The organism is Roseibium sp. HPY-6 (genome assembly GCF_040530035.1).
Classification (GTDB): Bacteria; Pseudomonadota; Alphaproteobacteria; order Rhizobiales; family Stappiaceae; genus Roseibium.
Window position 1 is genome coordinate 2,260,556 of record NZ_JBEWCD010000002.1, and the last position, 13,296, is coordinate 2,273,851.

At 53.1% G+C, this 13,296-nt stretch carries 11 protein-coding genes; 5 read left to right on the forward strand and 6 right to left on the reverse strand.

Going from position 1 to position 13,296, the window contains the following annotated elements:
• Positions 1–2 precede the first annotated feature (2 nt).
• From ABVF61_RS21485 to ABVF61_RS21510, 6 genes are all read right to left on the reverse strand, one after another.
• Positions 3–947, reverse strand: coding sequence for a glycosyltransferase family 2 protein (locus ABVF61_RS21485; RefSeq protein ID WP_353995577.1), 945 nt, complete (start codon positions 945–947; stop codon positions 3–5).
• Between the two features lie 392 nt (positions 948–1,339).
• On the reverse strand, positions 1,340–2,176 hold the full coding sequence (locus ABVF61_RS21490; RefSeq protein ID WP_353995578.1) for a CpsD/CapB family tyrosine-protein kinase: 837 nt from the start codon (positions 2,174–2,176) through the stop codon (positions 1,340–1,342).
• Positions 2,177–2,206: 30 nt separating this feature from the next.
• Positions 2,207–3,538, reverse strand: a complete 1,332-nt coding sequence (locus tag ABVF61_RS21495; protein ID WP_353995579.1) for a GumC family protein — start codon at positions 3,536–3,538, stop codon at positions 2,207–2,209.
• Positions 3,539–3,810: 272 nt separating this feature from the next.
• Positions 3,811–6,255 (reverse strand): tetratricopeptide repeat protein, encoded by a 2,445-nt coding sequence (locus ABVF61_RS21500; RefSeq protein WP_353995580.1) that lies wholly within the window; start codon positions 6,253–6,255, stop codon positions 3,811–3,813.
• Between the two features lie 390 nt (positions 6,256–6,645).
• A complete protein-coding gene (locus ABVF61_RS21505; protein ID WP_353995581.1) occupies positions 6,646–6,849 on the reverse strand; it encodes a hypothetical protein in 204 nt (67 codons plus the stop codon).
• A gap of 240 nt (positions 6,850–7,089) precedes the next feature.
• Positions 7,090–7,743 (reverse strand): NADPH-dependent FMN reductase, encoded by a 654-nt coding sequence (locus ABVF61_RS21510; protein ID WP_353995582.1) that lies wholly within the window; start codon positions 7,741–7,743, stop codon positions 7,090–7,092.
• 427 nt (positions 7,744–8,170) lie between these two features.
• Here ABVF61_RS21510 and ABVF61_RS21515 point away from each other — a divergent pair, with 427 nt between their 5' ends.
• The 5 genes from ABVF61_RS21515 to ABVF61_RS21535 all read left to right on the forward strand — a co-directional run bounded on the left by ABVF61_RS21515 (position 8,171) and on the right by ABVF61_RS21535 (position 13,284).
• Positions 8,171–9,424: an ABC transporter substrate-binding protein gene (locus ABVF61_RS21515; RefSeq protein WP_353995583.1), complete on the forward strand. Its 1,254-nt coding sequence runs from the start codon at positions 8,171–8,173 to the stop codon at positions 9,422–9,424.
• A 67-nt stretch (positions 9,425–9,491) separates the two neighbouring features.
• On the forward strand, positions 9,492–10,406 hold the full coding sequence (locus ABVF61_RS21520; RefSeq protein WP_353995584.1) for a carbohydrate ABC transporter permease: 915 nt from the start codon (positions 9,492–9,494) through the stop codon (positions 10,404–10,406).
• A gap of 12 nt (positions 10,407–10,418) precedes the next feature.
• The gene (locus ABVF61_RS21525) at positions 10,419–11,258 is read left to right on the forward strand and encodes a carbohydrate ABC transporter permease (protein WP_353995585.1); all 840 of its coding nucleotides are present in this window, start codon (positions 10,419–10,421) and stop codon (positions 11,256–11,258) included.
• Positions 11,255–12,289: a Gfo/Idh/MocA family protein gene (locus ABVF61_RS21530; protein WP_353995586.1), complete on the forward strand. Its 1,035-nt coding sequence runs from the start codon at positions 11,255–11,257 to the stop codon at positions 12,287–12,289. The genes ABVF61_RS21525 and ABVF61_RS21530 overlap by 4 nt, the downstream gene beginning before the upstream one ends.
• Positions 12,286–13,284 carry an ABC transporter ATP-binding protein gene (locus tag ABVF61_RS21535; protein ID WP_353995587.1) on the forward strand — a complete coding sequence of 333 codons (999 nt, stop codon included), beginning with the start codon at positions 12,286–12,288 and terminating at the stop codon, positions 13,282–13,284. The genes ABVF61_RS21530 and ABVF61_RS21535 overlap by 4 nt, the downstream gene beginning before the upstream one ends.
• Positions 13,285–13,296: the final 12 nt, after the last annotated feature.

Here is a 13,296-nt window from a genome sequence, read left to right on the forward strand (position 1 = left end):
GTTCAAATTCCTACCGACTTTTTTGTCGACCATGTCCGATGATGGTGCAGAACGACATTGATAAAGTGATTGCGCCGTTCTTTTGATTTAGCGTCTCTTTGAAGCAGGCTGGCGCAACTCCAGTACGCGGCTCTAGTCGCATTAAAGGTAAGAAGAACGAGCCAGGTGGCAAAACTGCCTAACAAGCCGTAGTGTTTCGCATGCAGCTTCACTGTCGCACTCGTGAGCATCAGGTCGCGTTTGTAGTTGAGTTTTCGAACGGAACCGCCGCCGTGATGGGTGATTACGCCAACAGGTGCAAAACGCAAATTCCACCCAGCGTCTTGAAATCTTTTGCACCAGTCGGTTTCTTCTCCATAAAAGAAAAAGTTCTCGTCCAGTAACCCGACTTGTTCCATCGCCGTGCGGCGGACCAGCATGTAGCATCCGGTCACAACGTCCACGTCTCTTTCGTCGTCTCTGTTCCAATTGACCATCTGATATCGGTCGAGGAATTTGGGCCACCGAAGTTTCGACAGCCCGCTCGTTTGAAGCATCAGATTGATCAAAGTCGGAAACCGGCTACAGGTCGGTTGTAAAGATCCGTCTGTGTTGAGCACGCGGCACCCCATGACTCCAACGTCTGGGTTTTGTTCAAGATATTCGACCGATTTTGGCAATACGTCGCCATGAATGAGAGTATCGGAATTGAGTAGAAGCACATACTCCCCTTTTGAAATTTCAATCGCTTGATTGTTTGCCGCGGCAAAGCCTCGGTTCTCCGAGTTGGCGATTAACACTGCTTCGGGGAAAGACTCTTCTACCATTTCTCTCGAACCGTCAGATGAAGCATTATCAACTACGATTACTTCAGCGTCGACTTCGCTCAAACCGGAAAAAACGGTCTCAAGACATTCCCTGGTCATTTTCAGGGTGTTCCAGCTAATAATGATAATCGAAAGCTGCATGATTTGTTTTATCTTTCATTCGAAGATTAACTTGATCGATCACTTCTAGGTATCAAGATTTGACAGTTGTCTTGATCGTCAAACAGAGATGCATATCTGGATATCCGCAGTTCTTAAGCTGAATTAAAGCTAAGATCTGAGTGGGACCCTATATCATTGATCACGAAAAAAAAATGTAAGCTTTCGAACATGATTTACGTCGTTAAATAACCTGGACAATGATTAGCGGCATTGAGCATCACATCCGGCTATCGTTGCAATTCGACAGTTCTGTTAAATGCAAACGGATGGCTTTCGTACGTACTTTTTTTTGACTAGAACCTCAACTTGAGACCAATCATTTGGTCCAAATAGAGATGAATTTGCAGGTAAGGCCGAATTCAGAATTATTTTCAATAGTAATAATCTTCGCTTTTAACGGTTTCGCACTTGTTCAGCACAATTCCGAGCAGTTTTTCAAGTTCACTAATTTGTAGCTCGCATTCGTCTACTTCTGCTGTTGTCGTCATGCCGGCCGCCACAACAAGCAAAGACGTGTCGACGCGAGGGAGAAACCCGAGCGCGTCGTCGCTGCTACGCATGGGCGGGAGGTCGAACAAGATGATTTCTGGTGAAAGTTCTTTATTGATGAACTCGAAAAGCTCTAGCATTTTTGGCGCTTGCAGCAATTCGGAAGATGCAGGCGTGTGACCGCTATTCAATCCAAGAGTTAAGTTCTCGTCGGCTTTCAGAAAACAGTCCTTTGCCTCAGCTCGTCCCAGCAGGAACTGTGCAATGGACCGATCCGGTTCAATATTTAATGTCGGTGCGATTGAAGGACGTCTCAGATCCAGGTCTACAACGACAGTTTTAAGGCCTGGATTGCGGGAAAGACTGAAGGCAAGATTGAGCGTGACCATCGTCTTGCCGCAGTTGGGTGTCGGGGAGGTGATTGCAAGCGACTTCCAATTGTTGTCAGACATCGCCTGGCGAACGCGTGTACGCAGCAGATTGAAAGCAATATAGTTTGGGTCATCCATCGATTTGGAGACAATCCGCTTTCTTTCCAAATGCTTTGGGTCAATCTCGACGGTGCGGAGAACAAGCTCTTCGGGCTTGGCTGAAACCTCGGTAGAGTCGACTTTCTGAAGTGGCAGGCGGCGTTCTGCCGGCCGAGGCGTTTCAGTCGCATGAGCGACTGTTTCGTCCAACACGCCGGCTTTTTTAAGCGCACTCTTGATATGTTCCACTCGATAACTCCGACTTTGTTTTCAGCACGCTTAGGTCAAATTGAATTTCGACAAGAGTGGTTCGATCATGAGCCAAACTCTTTCCGCCAGAAGGTCTATTGGCATGACATAACGATCAACAAGCAACGTCACGCATGCGACAAACAGCAAAAACAGGCAGAAGGTAAGAAGGCGGCGCACAACTTGTCGAATGCGCTCGCGCCTTGTTGTGACGTATGGAATGACGGCAATGGGTCTAACCTTGAGACGTCTTTCTAAGTCGCCGGCCGTCCGGATGCTGTTGTCTAGAAACTCGAGCAAAAACACAAGTGCAGCGCCGATAGCGAGCGCTCCGCCGCCGCCTGCGGCTACGATTTGTATGCGGTTTGGCTTGGTAGGAGCTTCAGGAATAGTCGCTTGTTCGAGAACTTCAAATCTTTCCGCCTGCCGGTCCTGTTCCAGCCGCTCGCCAATCTCGGCATCCGTAAGCTTTGCTTTCGTTTGGCTGAATTCGTCCCTCAAATTCTCATAGTCTCGTGTCATCGCGGCAAGCTCAACCTCAACCGTTGGGGTTTTTGCGATGCTTTCTTTGAGGTTGTCGGCCCGTCTCGTCAGTTCGCTTTGCTGTGCTTCGAGCAACTTGGTCCTTGTCGCGGGATCAGTTGTGAAACCTTCCTGGGCCATCCGCGCTTTAATAGCGGCAATTTCGATCTCCGCAAGGGCAATTTGCCGGTCCAGATCATCCATCGTCCGCTGCGAAACGAATCCTTTTTCCAACAGCGGGGTCAGCAATTCACGCCGCTCCACAAATGCGTCGTAGTTGAGTTCCTGGGACTGGAGACTGAACGCAAGCTGTTGTGCGTTGGCGTCACCTGTAGCCGCGCTATTAGAGTCCGCATTGCTCGCGATCTGAAGTTGAGCGTCAATCTGATTGAGATTGGACAATATGATTGTTAGCTGTTCGCGTCTTATTCCCAGGGTATCTGGCAATGCGGCTTCATTGTCGCGTTTATAGGCTGCAATCTTGCGCTCCATTGTGAGCAACTCATTCTCGAGGTCGCGCAATTGTTGTTGAAAGAATTCACTTGTCTCTGCTGCGCGGCTCAAGCGCGTCTCAAGGTTCTGCGATAGAATTGACGTCACGAGTTCGTTTGCAACACGTGCTGACATGGTTGCGTTAGAATACCGAAAAGCGACTTCAAAGCCGACGATTTGCGTATTTCTGCGCGACCGGGAAACACCGATCTGGTCAATCGAGATTGAATCCCGCATGCTGCCTACGATGGCCGTCGGCGAGGGGGGCTTGCCTTCGCTGCGGTAAAGCGAAAATTTTTCTGCAATGCTCAGCAGGTTGTCGCGCGCAAGAAGGCGCTGCTCGATCACTTTCAGTCGCTCGCCTGGATCGACATTCACTGTGGTCAGCGCAAGTTCACTCGGAATACGTTGCGATTCGATAAGGATCGTCGCCTTCGCCTCGTAGCTGCGAGGTAGCGAATAGGCGACGAAAACTGTGGCCGCGAGAACGAAAACGAACGGTAGGACGAAATAAAGATAGCGCCGCCGAACGATTGACGTAATCGCACTCAGATCAAAGCTCTGTTCCATCTATCCTTACCATGTCTGAAAACTCAAAATTCCGCTTCTTCTTAAGCAACTTAGTTCGACTCCGCGGAACCGTCAGAGTTTTTGAGACGCTCCACCGTCGCGCGCGCCTCTTTCAGATCGTCTTCTGTCATCATTGTCTTAAGATCAAGTGCCTTTTCCAGCGAATTTATTGCTTGGTCTTTCTGGTTAAGCGCCGCGAGCGCCATGCCGTAGTGGAACTGCACCAGGCCCATGTTCGGCAACTTCTGTGAGGCGTTTCTCAACAGTGGAAGTGCTGAAGAATGTTCACCACGCAAATAGTAAACCCAACCCAAAGTATCCATGTATTGCGGTACTTCGGATGATCGGAATCTTTGTGCAATCTCAAATGCGCGATCAAGCGATGCTTCGTCCCCGCGACGTTCAGACAACAGGCTCGCCAGGTCGTTCGCAACGATCGTGGATTCCGGATCGGAGGCAAACATTATCTCATATTCGTCTATTGCTTCGTCAAAACGCTGCATTTGCTGGAGGACGGTAGTGAGCATGAGCCGCAAGGTCATATTGTCGTTTTGCTTTTCCAACCCATCTCGTATCGTACCTTCGGCCTCGTCGAATTTTCTTGTCGCGAGGTAATATTGCGCAAGCGATGTATTTCCAAGGACACTCTCGCTTTCCGCGGCTGCGGAAAGGAACTGGGCTTCTGCGTCCTGGGATCGATTTTGAGACAAATACACCGAACCGAGAAGGACTTTGGCGAGCGTGTTTTCCGGGGTTTCCGTCAATACAGAGTTCAAGTGTTCTTCTGCCGCATCCTGACGACCTGCCTGCACATAGGCGCGAATGAGGTCTGGAAGCAGTGCCTCATCATCATTTGTCGCAGCCGATGAGTTCTGCAGAAGCGCAATACTCTCATCGTGACGATCTAGTCCACCGAGTGCCGCGGCAGCGATCTTGTCAGCCGTCTCCGAACTGCCGTTTTCAATTTGTCGAAGCGTGTCGGAGATCTCCTGTGCGCCCACAAAGTCGCGACGGGCAAGCCGCTGCTGGGCAAGAAGTGTCAGCACCTGACGGTTTGTCGGATTGCGCTCCCGGAGAGCTTCGAGAACACGCAAAGACTGTTCTGCTTTGCCGTGACGCAGCAAAAATTGAACCATGGGAAGCCCGACTTCGGGAGCATTGTCGGCAAGCGCCAGGGCTCTGGCGAATTGCTCCTCCGCGAGAATAGAAGCGCCATCGCGCTCATAGGCACTGGCCAGCATGGTGCGCAAACGTGCGTCTTCTGGTGCTTCGTTTAAGGCCAAAAGAATATCGTCTACCGCGCCAGCATTGTCGTTCCGAGTGATTTTTATTCGCGACCGCAGTCTGAGAGCTTCGACATTTTTGGTATCGTTTTCAAGCACCTCGTTTATCAGTTCTTCAGCTTGAGCCATGTCATTCGACCGGCCGAGCATGGTTGCAAGCATCAGGCGAGCTTGGTTTTTCTGCTGTTCGTCGCTGGTATCGGCGACGACCGATTCAATAACTTCGATCCCTTCTGAGACTTCGCCGGTATTGTACATCAACTCACCAAGCGCCAAACGGATCTCGAAAGAGTCTATGTTTTGCTCGTTACGCTGCTTGATAATGCTATCGAGTTCAGCTCTGCCGACATCCGGTCCCCGTCGCGAAATGAGAAATGAGACAAGAGCCAGTTGTGCTTCGTTGTTTTCAAAGCGGTCTGCAGCAAACTTGCGCACAACGCGTTCAGCGTCGTCTTCTCGGTCTTGGCTCAAGTACCACCTTACCCAGGCTTGGCTGAATTGCGGTGTATCGGGAAACGTCTCTACCAGATTTTCGAAAAGGTCTTCGATACCATCTTGATCGTCCAGGGCCTCAAGAACGCTCATGCGCAACACTTGCAGCCCTACGTGTTTGTCGCTGTCCGCCGGCGCTTGGTTGAGGTATTGCAAAGCGCCTTCCGGATCTTTTGCCAGCATGCGTGCAGAAGCGAGGACAATTAGGGCGTCAGACGCTGTCGGGTCGAGTGAGAACGCTTTTTTGGCGATCTTTTCAGCTTCATCCGGGTTCCGGTTTCTGAGCTCGAAACTTGCTTTGGCGACGAGTACGCTCAGTTCTTCCGGGGAAATCGCTATGGCCTCGTCCAGCTTCTCCTTTGCGCGGTCAAGTTGGTTCGCGGAGAGCAGCATGTAGACCAGTTTCACTCGCGACTGAATATGGTCGCTGGCCTGTTCAGACACAGAGGTATAGACCCTGAACGCGGCCGGAAGGTCGCCTTGGCGTTCTTGTATCTCACCGAATGCAAACAAGGCATCAACGCGGTTGGAATCCAGTTTGATCGCATTGCGAAATTCGATACCAGCCTTCGAAAGATCGCCCTGTTCTGCGAATTCCACTCCACGCTCGTAATGATCCTGAGCCCTTTCTTCTGAGGAACTGCACCCTGCCAGGACAAGAGCGCTGAAAATAAGGGCCGCACAGACAGTTGTACGCCCATGCTTTTTTGCCAGGTTCATTTAATGGTGCTCCTACAATTTCAACATTCGAACGTGCGCGTAAAATAAGGATTTTAGCGGAAAATTCGAGTAACCAATTTGTAAAATTTAACTCAAGGTTAAAGCTGTGGGGCGAATGTGAGCCGCTCGAATAGACATCAAGCGCGGTTCAATTCCCGAACCACCGGCTATGTTACCTTTAATAGGCCGTTGTACCCTACGCTTAACATTCAACAAGCTTCAACTTAAATAAAATCAATGTTTAGTGCGGTCTCGTTTTGTACCGTCGTACTGGTGCTCGTCGCGCCGGTTGGTCGCCAACGTCGGCAAAAAGCGGCTTAATGTGCCATGTTTCGGCGCTTTTGAAAAACCTTCACGAATAGCATGCCTAACCAAGCTCTGCGTTCGACCTCATGAATGGCGCGTTTTTGTAACCAACACAAGGGCGGACATCACCGACAGTGTGATTGGCCAGAAGACGGCGGTAACCAGTGCAAGCGAGAGCGAACCCGGCGCCGCGCGTGCCGTCTCAGCCAATTCCATTGCACTTAGTGCGAAGAAAGCCAAAGCAACGGCCAGGTAAGCAAAAATCCCCAAGCCTATAAGAAGCAACATTTCAAAATCCCGTTAGCCAGTTCGGCGTATGCATAAACCATCTGGTGCCTCGAAATTGGTTAATAGAATATAACGATGGCGGAAAAATAGGAAGAGGGAATGGTTAATCACGTGCTTTTGAGAAACCGGGCAGGGGTATTTGGCCCGATTGGCGGCGTCTCTCGTGCGGTCACTTTTGGTCCTGCCAGTCGACCGTGTGAACGCCACAAAGCATAATCGCCCAGCTGAAACAGTCCGTTCTCAATCCGGCGCGTTTCTCTGCGACGGCGCTGACCTGAACGCGGCGGGCGCGGGAAGATCACCTGATGCGCGCTGGCGGTTTGCGGCCTCCGCCCACCACATAAGCTGCCTGATCGTGCGGTCGATATAAGTGTCCCAGCGATCCTTGTCGGTCCCAGCGAGGTAAGCGCCATCCCCGTCGAACACCTCTTGCGCCTGCGGCACGTGAACCATCGCTGAAACCGGGAGGCACCCGAGTTCGGACAGAAATGTGCGCATGTTCACAGCGGCTCTTGCACCACCCCATTGGCCAGCAGAGTAGGTCACGATTGCGCTCGGTTTATAAGAAAACAAAGAACTGCCGAAGTGGTTGAGCAAATGCGCAAGGCTGGGCGACATGGAGTGATTGTATTCCGGACTGACCATCACATAGCCATCAGCACTCGCGATACGCGCTTCAAGCTCCTCAAGTTGGAACGGCGCTTTGCCTTTCGCGTAAGAAAAGTGTGGCTTGAACGGCTTGGGAAGATCAATTTCCAGAGGATCGACGAGAATATGAGCTGCGCCATAGGCATCCAGCCTGCGGCAGCACGCGGCTGCGACCCGTTCTCCCAGCCGAGCGGGACGTGGTGGTGTGCTTGCGCGTTCCGTGCCAAGAAATACCAGAAAGTTCATGCGGCTCTGCCTCGCGAAGTCTAACACAGCGGTTTAGTACGACGCAGCGAACGCGGCGTACCAGTTCTTGCAAATCAAGCGCCCGGTGGCGATTCCGTCTGTCTTTGCGTAATACCTTTACAATGCCTTTGCCACTGAGAAAGCGCCTCAAGAACGCCAAAACCCCGCTTTCAAGCCTGTCAGGCTTTCCAAACTAGGCAAATTTCTCAAAATAAAACTTAACGGTCGACAAATGGTATTAGATAGGTATTATATTTGCGGGGCTGACGGGCTCGCTTTGCCGAAAAATCGTTGTCCATTTGGATGCGCAAGAACAATACCATGGCAATAGAGCTGCGAATGTCATGAACTCGAGAGAACGGCATTGCACCGTCAGACAGAAACAAAAGAATAAAGACACAATCGCTTGAAAACAGGGAACAGCGCAATGACACGTAAGTTTTTATCCTTGGTAATGGTCAGCACGGCTCTTGTGACAAGCAGTGCTTATGCGCAGGACGTCACACTGACAATCGAGAGCTGGCGCAATGACGATCTGGCCCTCTGGCAGGAAAAGATCATTCCTGCATTTGAAGCGTCTCATCCGGGCATCAAGGTGAAATTCACACCATCGGCGCCGACTGAATACAACGCGGCTCTAAATTCCAAACTGGATGCGGGGTCGGCCGGTGATCTGATTACCTGCCGTCCGTTTGATGCCTCACTGGCACTTTTTGACGCTGGTCATCTGGTTGATCTCGATGACATGGAGGCCATGAACAATTTCTCCGACGTGGCAAAAGCCGCCTGGCAGTCTGACGACGGGTCAGCCAGTTTCTGCGTTCCCATGGCATCGGTGATTCATGGGTTCATCTACAACAAAGACGCATTCAATGAACTTGGCGTTTCCGTGCCGACAACGGAGGAGGAATTCTTTGCCGTTCTAGAAAAGTTCAAGGAAGACGGCAGCTATATCCCTATGGCAATGGGAACCAACGACCAGTGGGAAGCCGCCACGATGGGCTACAACAACATTGGTCCGAACTACTGGAAAGGCGAGGAAGGCCGCAACGCACTTATCAAGGGTGAGCAGAAACTAACCGATGAGCAATGGGTCGCGCCTTATGCGACACTTGCAAAATGGGGACCGTACCTTGGCGACGGCTACGAGGCGCAGACCTACCCGGACAGCCAGAACCTGTTCACGCTGGGGCGTGCAGCGATCTATCCGGCCGGTAGCTGGGAAATTGCAGGCTTCAACACACAGGCCGATTTTGAAATGGGCGCGTTCAAGCCACCGGTCCAGAATACTGGTGACACTTGCTACATTTCCGATCACACGGATATCGGCATCGGCATGAATGCAGCCACCGAGAACCCTGAAGCTGCCAAGACGTTCCTGGCCTGGGTCGCGTCTCCGGATTTCGCTGCCATCTTCGGCAACGCGCTGCCCGGTTTCTTCCCTTTGTCGAAGACCCCGGTCGAACTTGAAGACCCGCTCGCAAAAGAGTTCGTCGGCTGGCGTGAAGAGTGTGAAAGCACGATCCGGTCTACCTATCAGATCCTGTCCCGCGGAACGCCCAACCTTGAAAATGAAACCTGGGGCGCTTCAGTTGCGGCAATCAAGGGCACGGACACTCCGGAAGCCCTTGGCCAGAAGCTGCAGGACGGTCTCGCGAGCTGGTACGCGCCGCACCAGTAAGACTTTCCATCCTGCGATCATATCCGGACGAGGCCGCCTCGTCCGGACCCCTTGACCGGAGCTTCGGATGAGCAAGCCTCGTTTTCGCTGGCATATCGTCGTGTTTCTGGCCCCAGCGGTTCTCGTCTACACGGCGGTCATGATCTTCCCGCTATTCAACACCTTGCGGCTTGCTCTTTACAGCAAGATTGATCAGGAGCGCGTTTTTGTCGGCCTTCAGAACTTCACGACTTTGTTCGAGAACGCGATCTGGGCGGATCAGTTCTGGAACGCTCTGGCGAATAATTTCTGGTTCTTCCTGATCCACATGCTGGTTCAAAACCCGATCGGCATCGCGCTCGCCGCCATGCTCTCTCATCCGAGGCTGCGTTTCGCCGCGTTCTATCGCTCGGCGATTTTCATTCCGACGATTCTCTCCTTCGTGATTGTCGGGTTTGCCTGGAAACTGATTCTGTCGCCGATCTGGGGCATTGCACCGTCGATGCTTGATGCAGTGGGTCTGAAATGGCTTTATGCACCGTGGCTTGGAAAGGAAGAATATGCGCTGACAACGCTCTCTTTGATTTCGGTCTGGCAATTCATCGGCATCCCCATGATGCTGATCTATGCGGCGCTGCTGTCCATTCCCGAAGAAATACTCGAGGCCGGCGAAATCGACGGCATAACCGGCATGTCGGCCTTCTGGAAGATCAAGCTGCCGCTCATATTGCCCTCGATCGGTATCATCTCGATCCTGACCTTCGTCGGCAACTTCAACGCCTTCGATCTGATCTACGCCGCGCAGGGCGCGCTCGCCGGGCCGGATTTTTCGACCGACATACTGGGCACGTTCCTTTATCGCACCTTCTTCGGCTTTCAGCTCCAGCTGGGTGATCCCTATATGGGCTCGGCCATCGCCAGCGCCATGTTCGCGATCATTCTGGTCGGTGTCTGTATTTACCTCTTCGGCATCCAGACCCGGATGCGCAGATATCAGCTGTAAGGGGAGGGAGTGATGAACAAGGCCCGCACGAACCCTTTCAACACAGCTGCGATGCACGGCGCGCTGATCATGTACACGCTGATCGCACTCTTCCCGGTCTTCGTGATCCTGATCAACAGTTTCAAGAACCGGAAGGCGATCTTCCGTGAACCGTTGAGCCTGCCGAACGCAGACACGTTTTCCATGATCGGCTACCAGACAGTGATGAAACAGGGGGACTTCTTCCTCTATTTCCAGAACTCAATGATCGTCACTGTCGTCTCGCTGTTCTTCATCCTGCTTTTCGGAGCCATGGCAGCTTTCGCGCTCAGCGAATACAGGTTTCGCGGCAATCTGCTGATGGGGCTTTATCTGGCTCTCGGGATCATGATCCCGATCCGGATCGGAACCGTCGCAATCCTCGAAATGATGGTCGCGACAGGGCTGGTGAATACGCTGTTCGCCCTGATCCTGGTCTATACGGCACAAGGCCTGCCGCTTGCGGTCTTTATCCTGAGTGAATTCATGCGCCAGGTCTCCGATGATCTCAAGAATGCGGGCCGGATCGACGGGCTTTCCGAGTACACGATTTTCTTCCGCCTCGTTTTGCCGCTGGTGCGTCCGGCGATGGCGACGGTTGCAGTGTTCAACATGATCCCGATCTGGAATGACCTTTGGTTCCCGCTGATTCTGGCGCCGGCCGAGGAAACGAAGACCCTGACGCTCGGTAGCCAGGTTTTCATCGGCCAGTTCGTCACCAACTGGAACGCTGTGCTGTCAGCGCTCAGTATGGCCATCCTGCCGGTGCTTATCCTCTATGTGATCTTCTCGCGCCAGCTGATCCGCGGCATCACTTCAGGAGCTGTCAAATGACCCGTGTTCTGATTGCCGGGCTCGGCAATATGGGCCTTTCTCATGCGCTCGCGCACCATCGGAATGACGCCTCCGAGATTGTCGCCTTGGTGAACCGTTCCGGTGAGGTCGACCACGCGGAGCTGGACGGGTATCCGGTCTTCAACAGTTACGAAGTCGCTCTTGAAAAGACATCGCCCGACCTGGTGGTGATCGCCACGTATTCAGACAGTCATGCCGATTATGCAGTGGCAGCCATGCATGCCGGCGCGCATGTTTTTGTCGAAAAGCCGCTGGCGACGACTGTTGAAGACGCCAGGAGGGTCGTGGCATGTGCCCGGGAGACAAACAAGAAGCTGGTGGTTGGCTACATACTGCGTCATCACCCGTCCTGGGTGAGGCTGATTGAGGAAGCCCGGGCCCTCGGCGGCCCATACGTGTTCCGCATGAACCTCAACCAGCAGAGCACGGGTGCCGAATGGGAAACGCACAAGGCCCTGATGCAGACAACAGCGCCGATTGTCGACTGCGGCGTGCACTATGTGGATGTTTGGTGCCAGATCACGGACGCAGTTCCTGTCACGGTCAACGGCATGGGATTGCGGCTATCTGACGAGATCGCGCCGGACATGTACAACTACGGGCAGTTTCAGGTGACTTTCGACGACGGGTCCGTCGGCTGGTACGAAGCGGGCTGGGGACCCATGATGTCGGAAACGGCATTCTTCGTGAAAGACGTCGTTTCACCCGCCGGGTCCGTTTCCATCGTGGAGGGCAACAAGGGCGCTTCAGCCGACGTCGACGGCCACACAAAAGTTGGCGGCCTGCTGGTGCATCGCCCGGGTGGAGATATCAACATCGATCTGCCGGACGAACCCGGTCATCAGGAACTTTGCGATGCGGAGCAGGCCTTTATGCTGCGCGCTGTATCAGAAGACATTGATCTGACCCGGCACATGCAGGATGCCGTCCGCTCGCTCGCCATTTGTCTGGCTGCCGATCAGAGCGTGCGCACAGGGCAGCCTGTATCACTGAAGGAGCCAACGCCATGACGGCGCTCACGCTGAAGAACGTCAACAAGTCGTTTGGTCAGGTTCATGTCCTCAAGGACGTCAATCTTGAGGTCGAAGACGGTGAATTCGTTGTTTTCGTCGGCCCGTCCGGCTGCGGCAAGTCCACGCTTCTTCGCGTTATTGCCGGATTGGAGGATGTCACTTCCGGCGACATTCACATCGGCGGGGAACAGGTGAATTTCACACCGCCTTCGAAACGCGGCATCGCTATGGTGTTCCAGAGCTACGCGCTTTACCCGCATCTTAACGTCAGGGGCAACATGTCGCTGGCCTTGAAGCAGGAAAGGCAAAGCAAGGACGTTATCGAACAGCGGATCGCTGAAGCCTCGCGCATGCTGAACCTGCAGGACTATCTTGAGCGGTATCCGTCAGAGCTTTCCGGTGGACAGCGCCAGCGGGTTGCGATCGGTCGGGCCATTGTACGCCATCCCAAGCTTTTTCTGTTCGACGAGCCTCTCTCGAATTTGGACGCAGCGCTTAGAATGAACACGCGTTTGGAGATCGCCAACCTACACCGCCAGCTCGAAGCCTCGATGATTTATGTTACCCACGATCAGTCCGAGGCGATGACGCTGGCCGACAAGATCGTTGTTTTGCGGGACGGGTATGTGGAACAGATCGGCAGTCCGATGGAACTCTACAACAATCCGGTCAACAGGTTTGTTGCCGGTTTCCTCGGGTCCCCGGCGATGAACTTTCTGCCGGCCGGACTTCTGAATGAAGGTGATGAACGGACGCTCGGCGTGCGTCCGGAAGACCTCGTTCTGTCCGACAGCGGCGCGCTGAAGGCGACGGTCGAACATGTCGAACATCTTGGCGGCGACACCAATGTCATTGCCAGAATGAAAGGACACCCGGTCACGGCGAGATTTTTTGGACAGCATCAGATTGAGCCGGGGAGGGAACTGGATCTCTCTATTTCGGATGGCAAGTCCTATTTCTTCGATGCCGCAGGCGATCGTTTGAGTGCCTGATCCTGCGATCGC

What these genes read in the sequence shown, in the direction of transcription:
- ABVF61_RS21485 (WP_353995577.1), bottom strand. Translation starts at nt 947, where the DNA reads ATGCAGCTTTCGATTATCATTATTAGCTGGAACACCCTGAAAATGACC.
- ABVF61_RS21500 (WP_353995580.1), bottom strand. Translation starts at nt 6,255, where the DNA reads ATGAACCTGGCAAAAAAGCATGGGCGTACAACTGTCTGTGCGGCCCTT.
- ABVF61_RS21505 (WP_353995581.1), bottom strand. Translation starts at nt 6,849, where the DNA reads ATGTTGCTTCTTATAGGCTTGGGGATTTTTGCTTACCTGGCCGTTGCT.
- ABVF61_RS21510 (WP_353995582.1), bottom strand. Translation starts at nt 7,743, where the DNA reads ATGAACTTTCTGGTATTTCTTGGCACGGAACGCGCAAGCACACCACCA.
- ABVF61_RS21515 (WP_353995583.1), top strand. Translation starts at nt 8,171, where the DNA reads ATGACACGTAAGTTTTTATCCTTGGTAATGGTCAGCACGGCTCTTGTG.
- ABVF61_RS21520 (WP_353995584.1), top strand. Translation starts at nt 9,492, where the DNA reads ATGAGCAAGCCTCGTTTTCGCTGGCATATCGTCGTGTTTCTGGCCCCA.
- ABVF61_RS21525 (WP_353995585.1), top strand. Translation starts at nt 10,419, where the DNA reads ATGAACAAGGCCCGCACGAACCCTTTCAACACAGCTGCGATGCACGGC.
- ABVF61_RS21530 (WP_353995586.1), top strand. Translation starts at nt 11,255, where the DNA reads ATGACCCGTGTTCTGATTGCCGGGCTCGGCAATATGGGCCTTTCTCAT.
- ABVF61_RS21535 (WP_353995587.1), top strand. Translation starts at nt 12,286, where the DNA reads ATGACGGCGCTCACGCTGAAGAACGTCAACAAGTCGTTTGGTCAGGTT.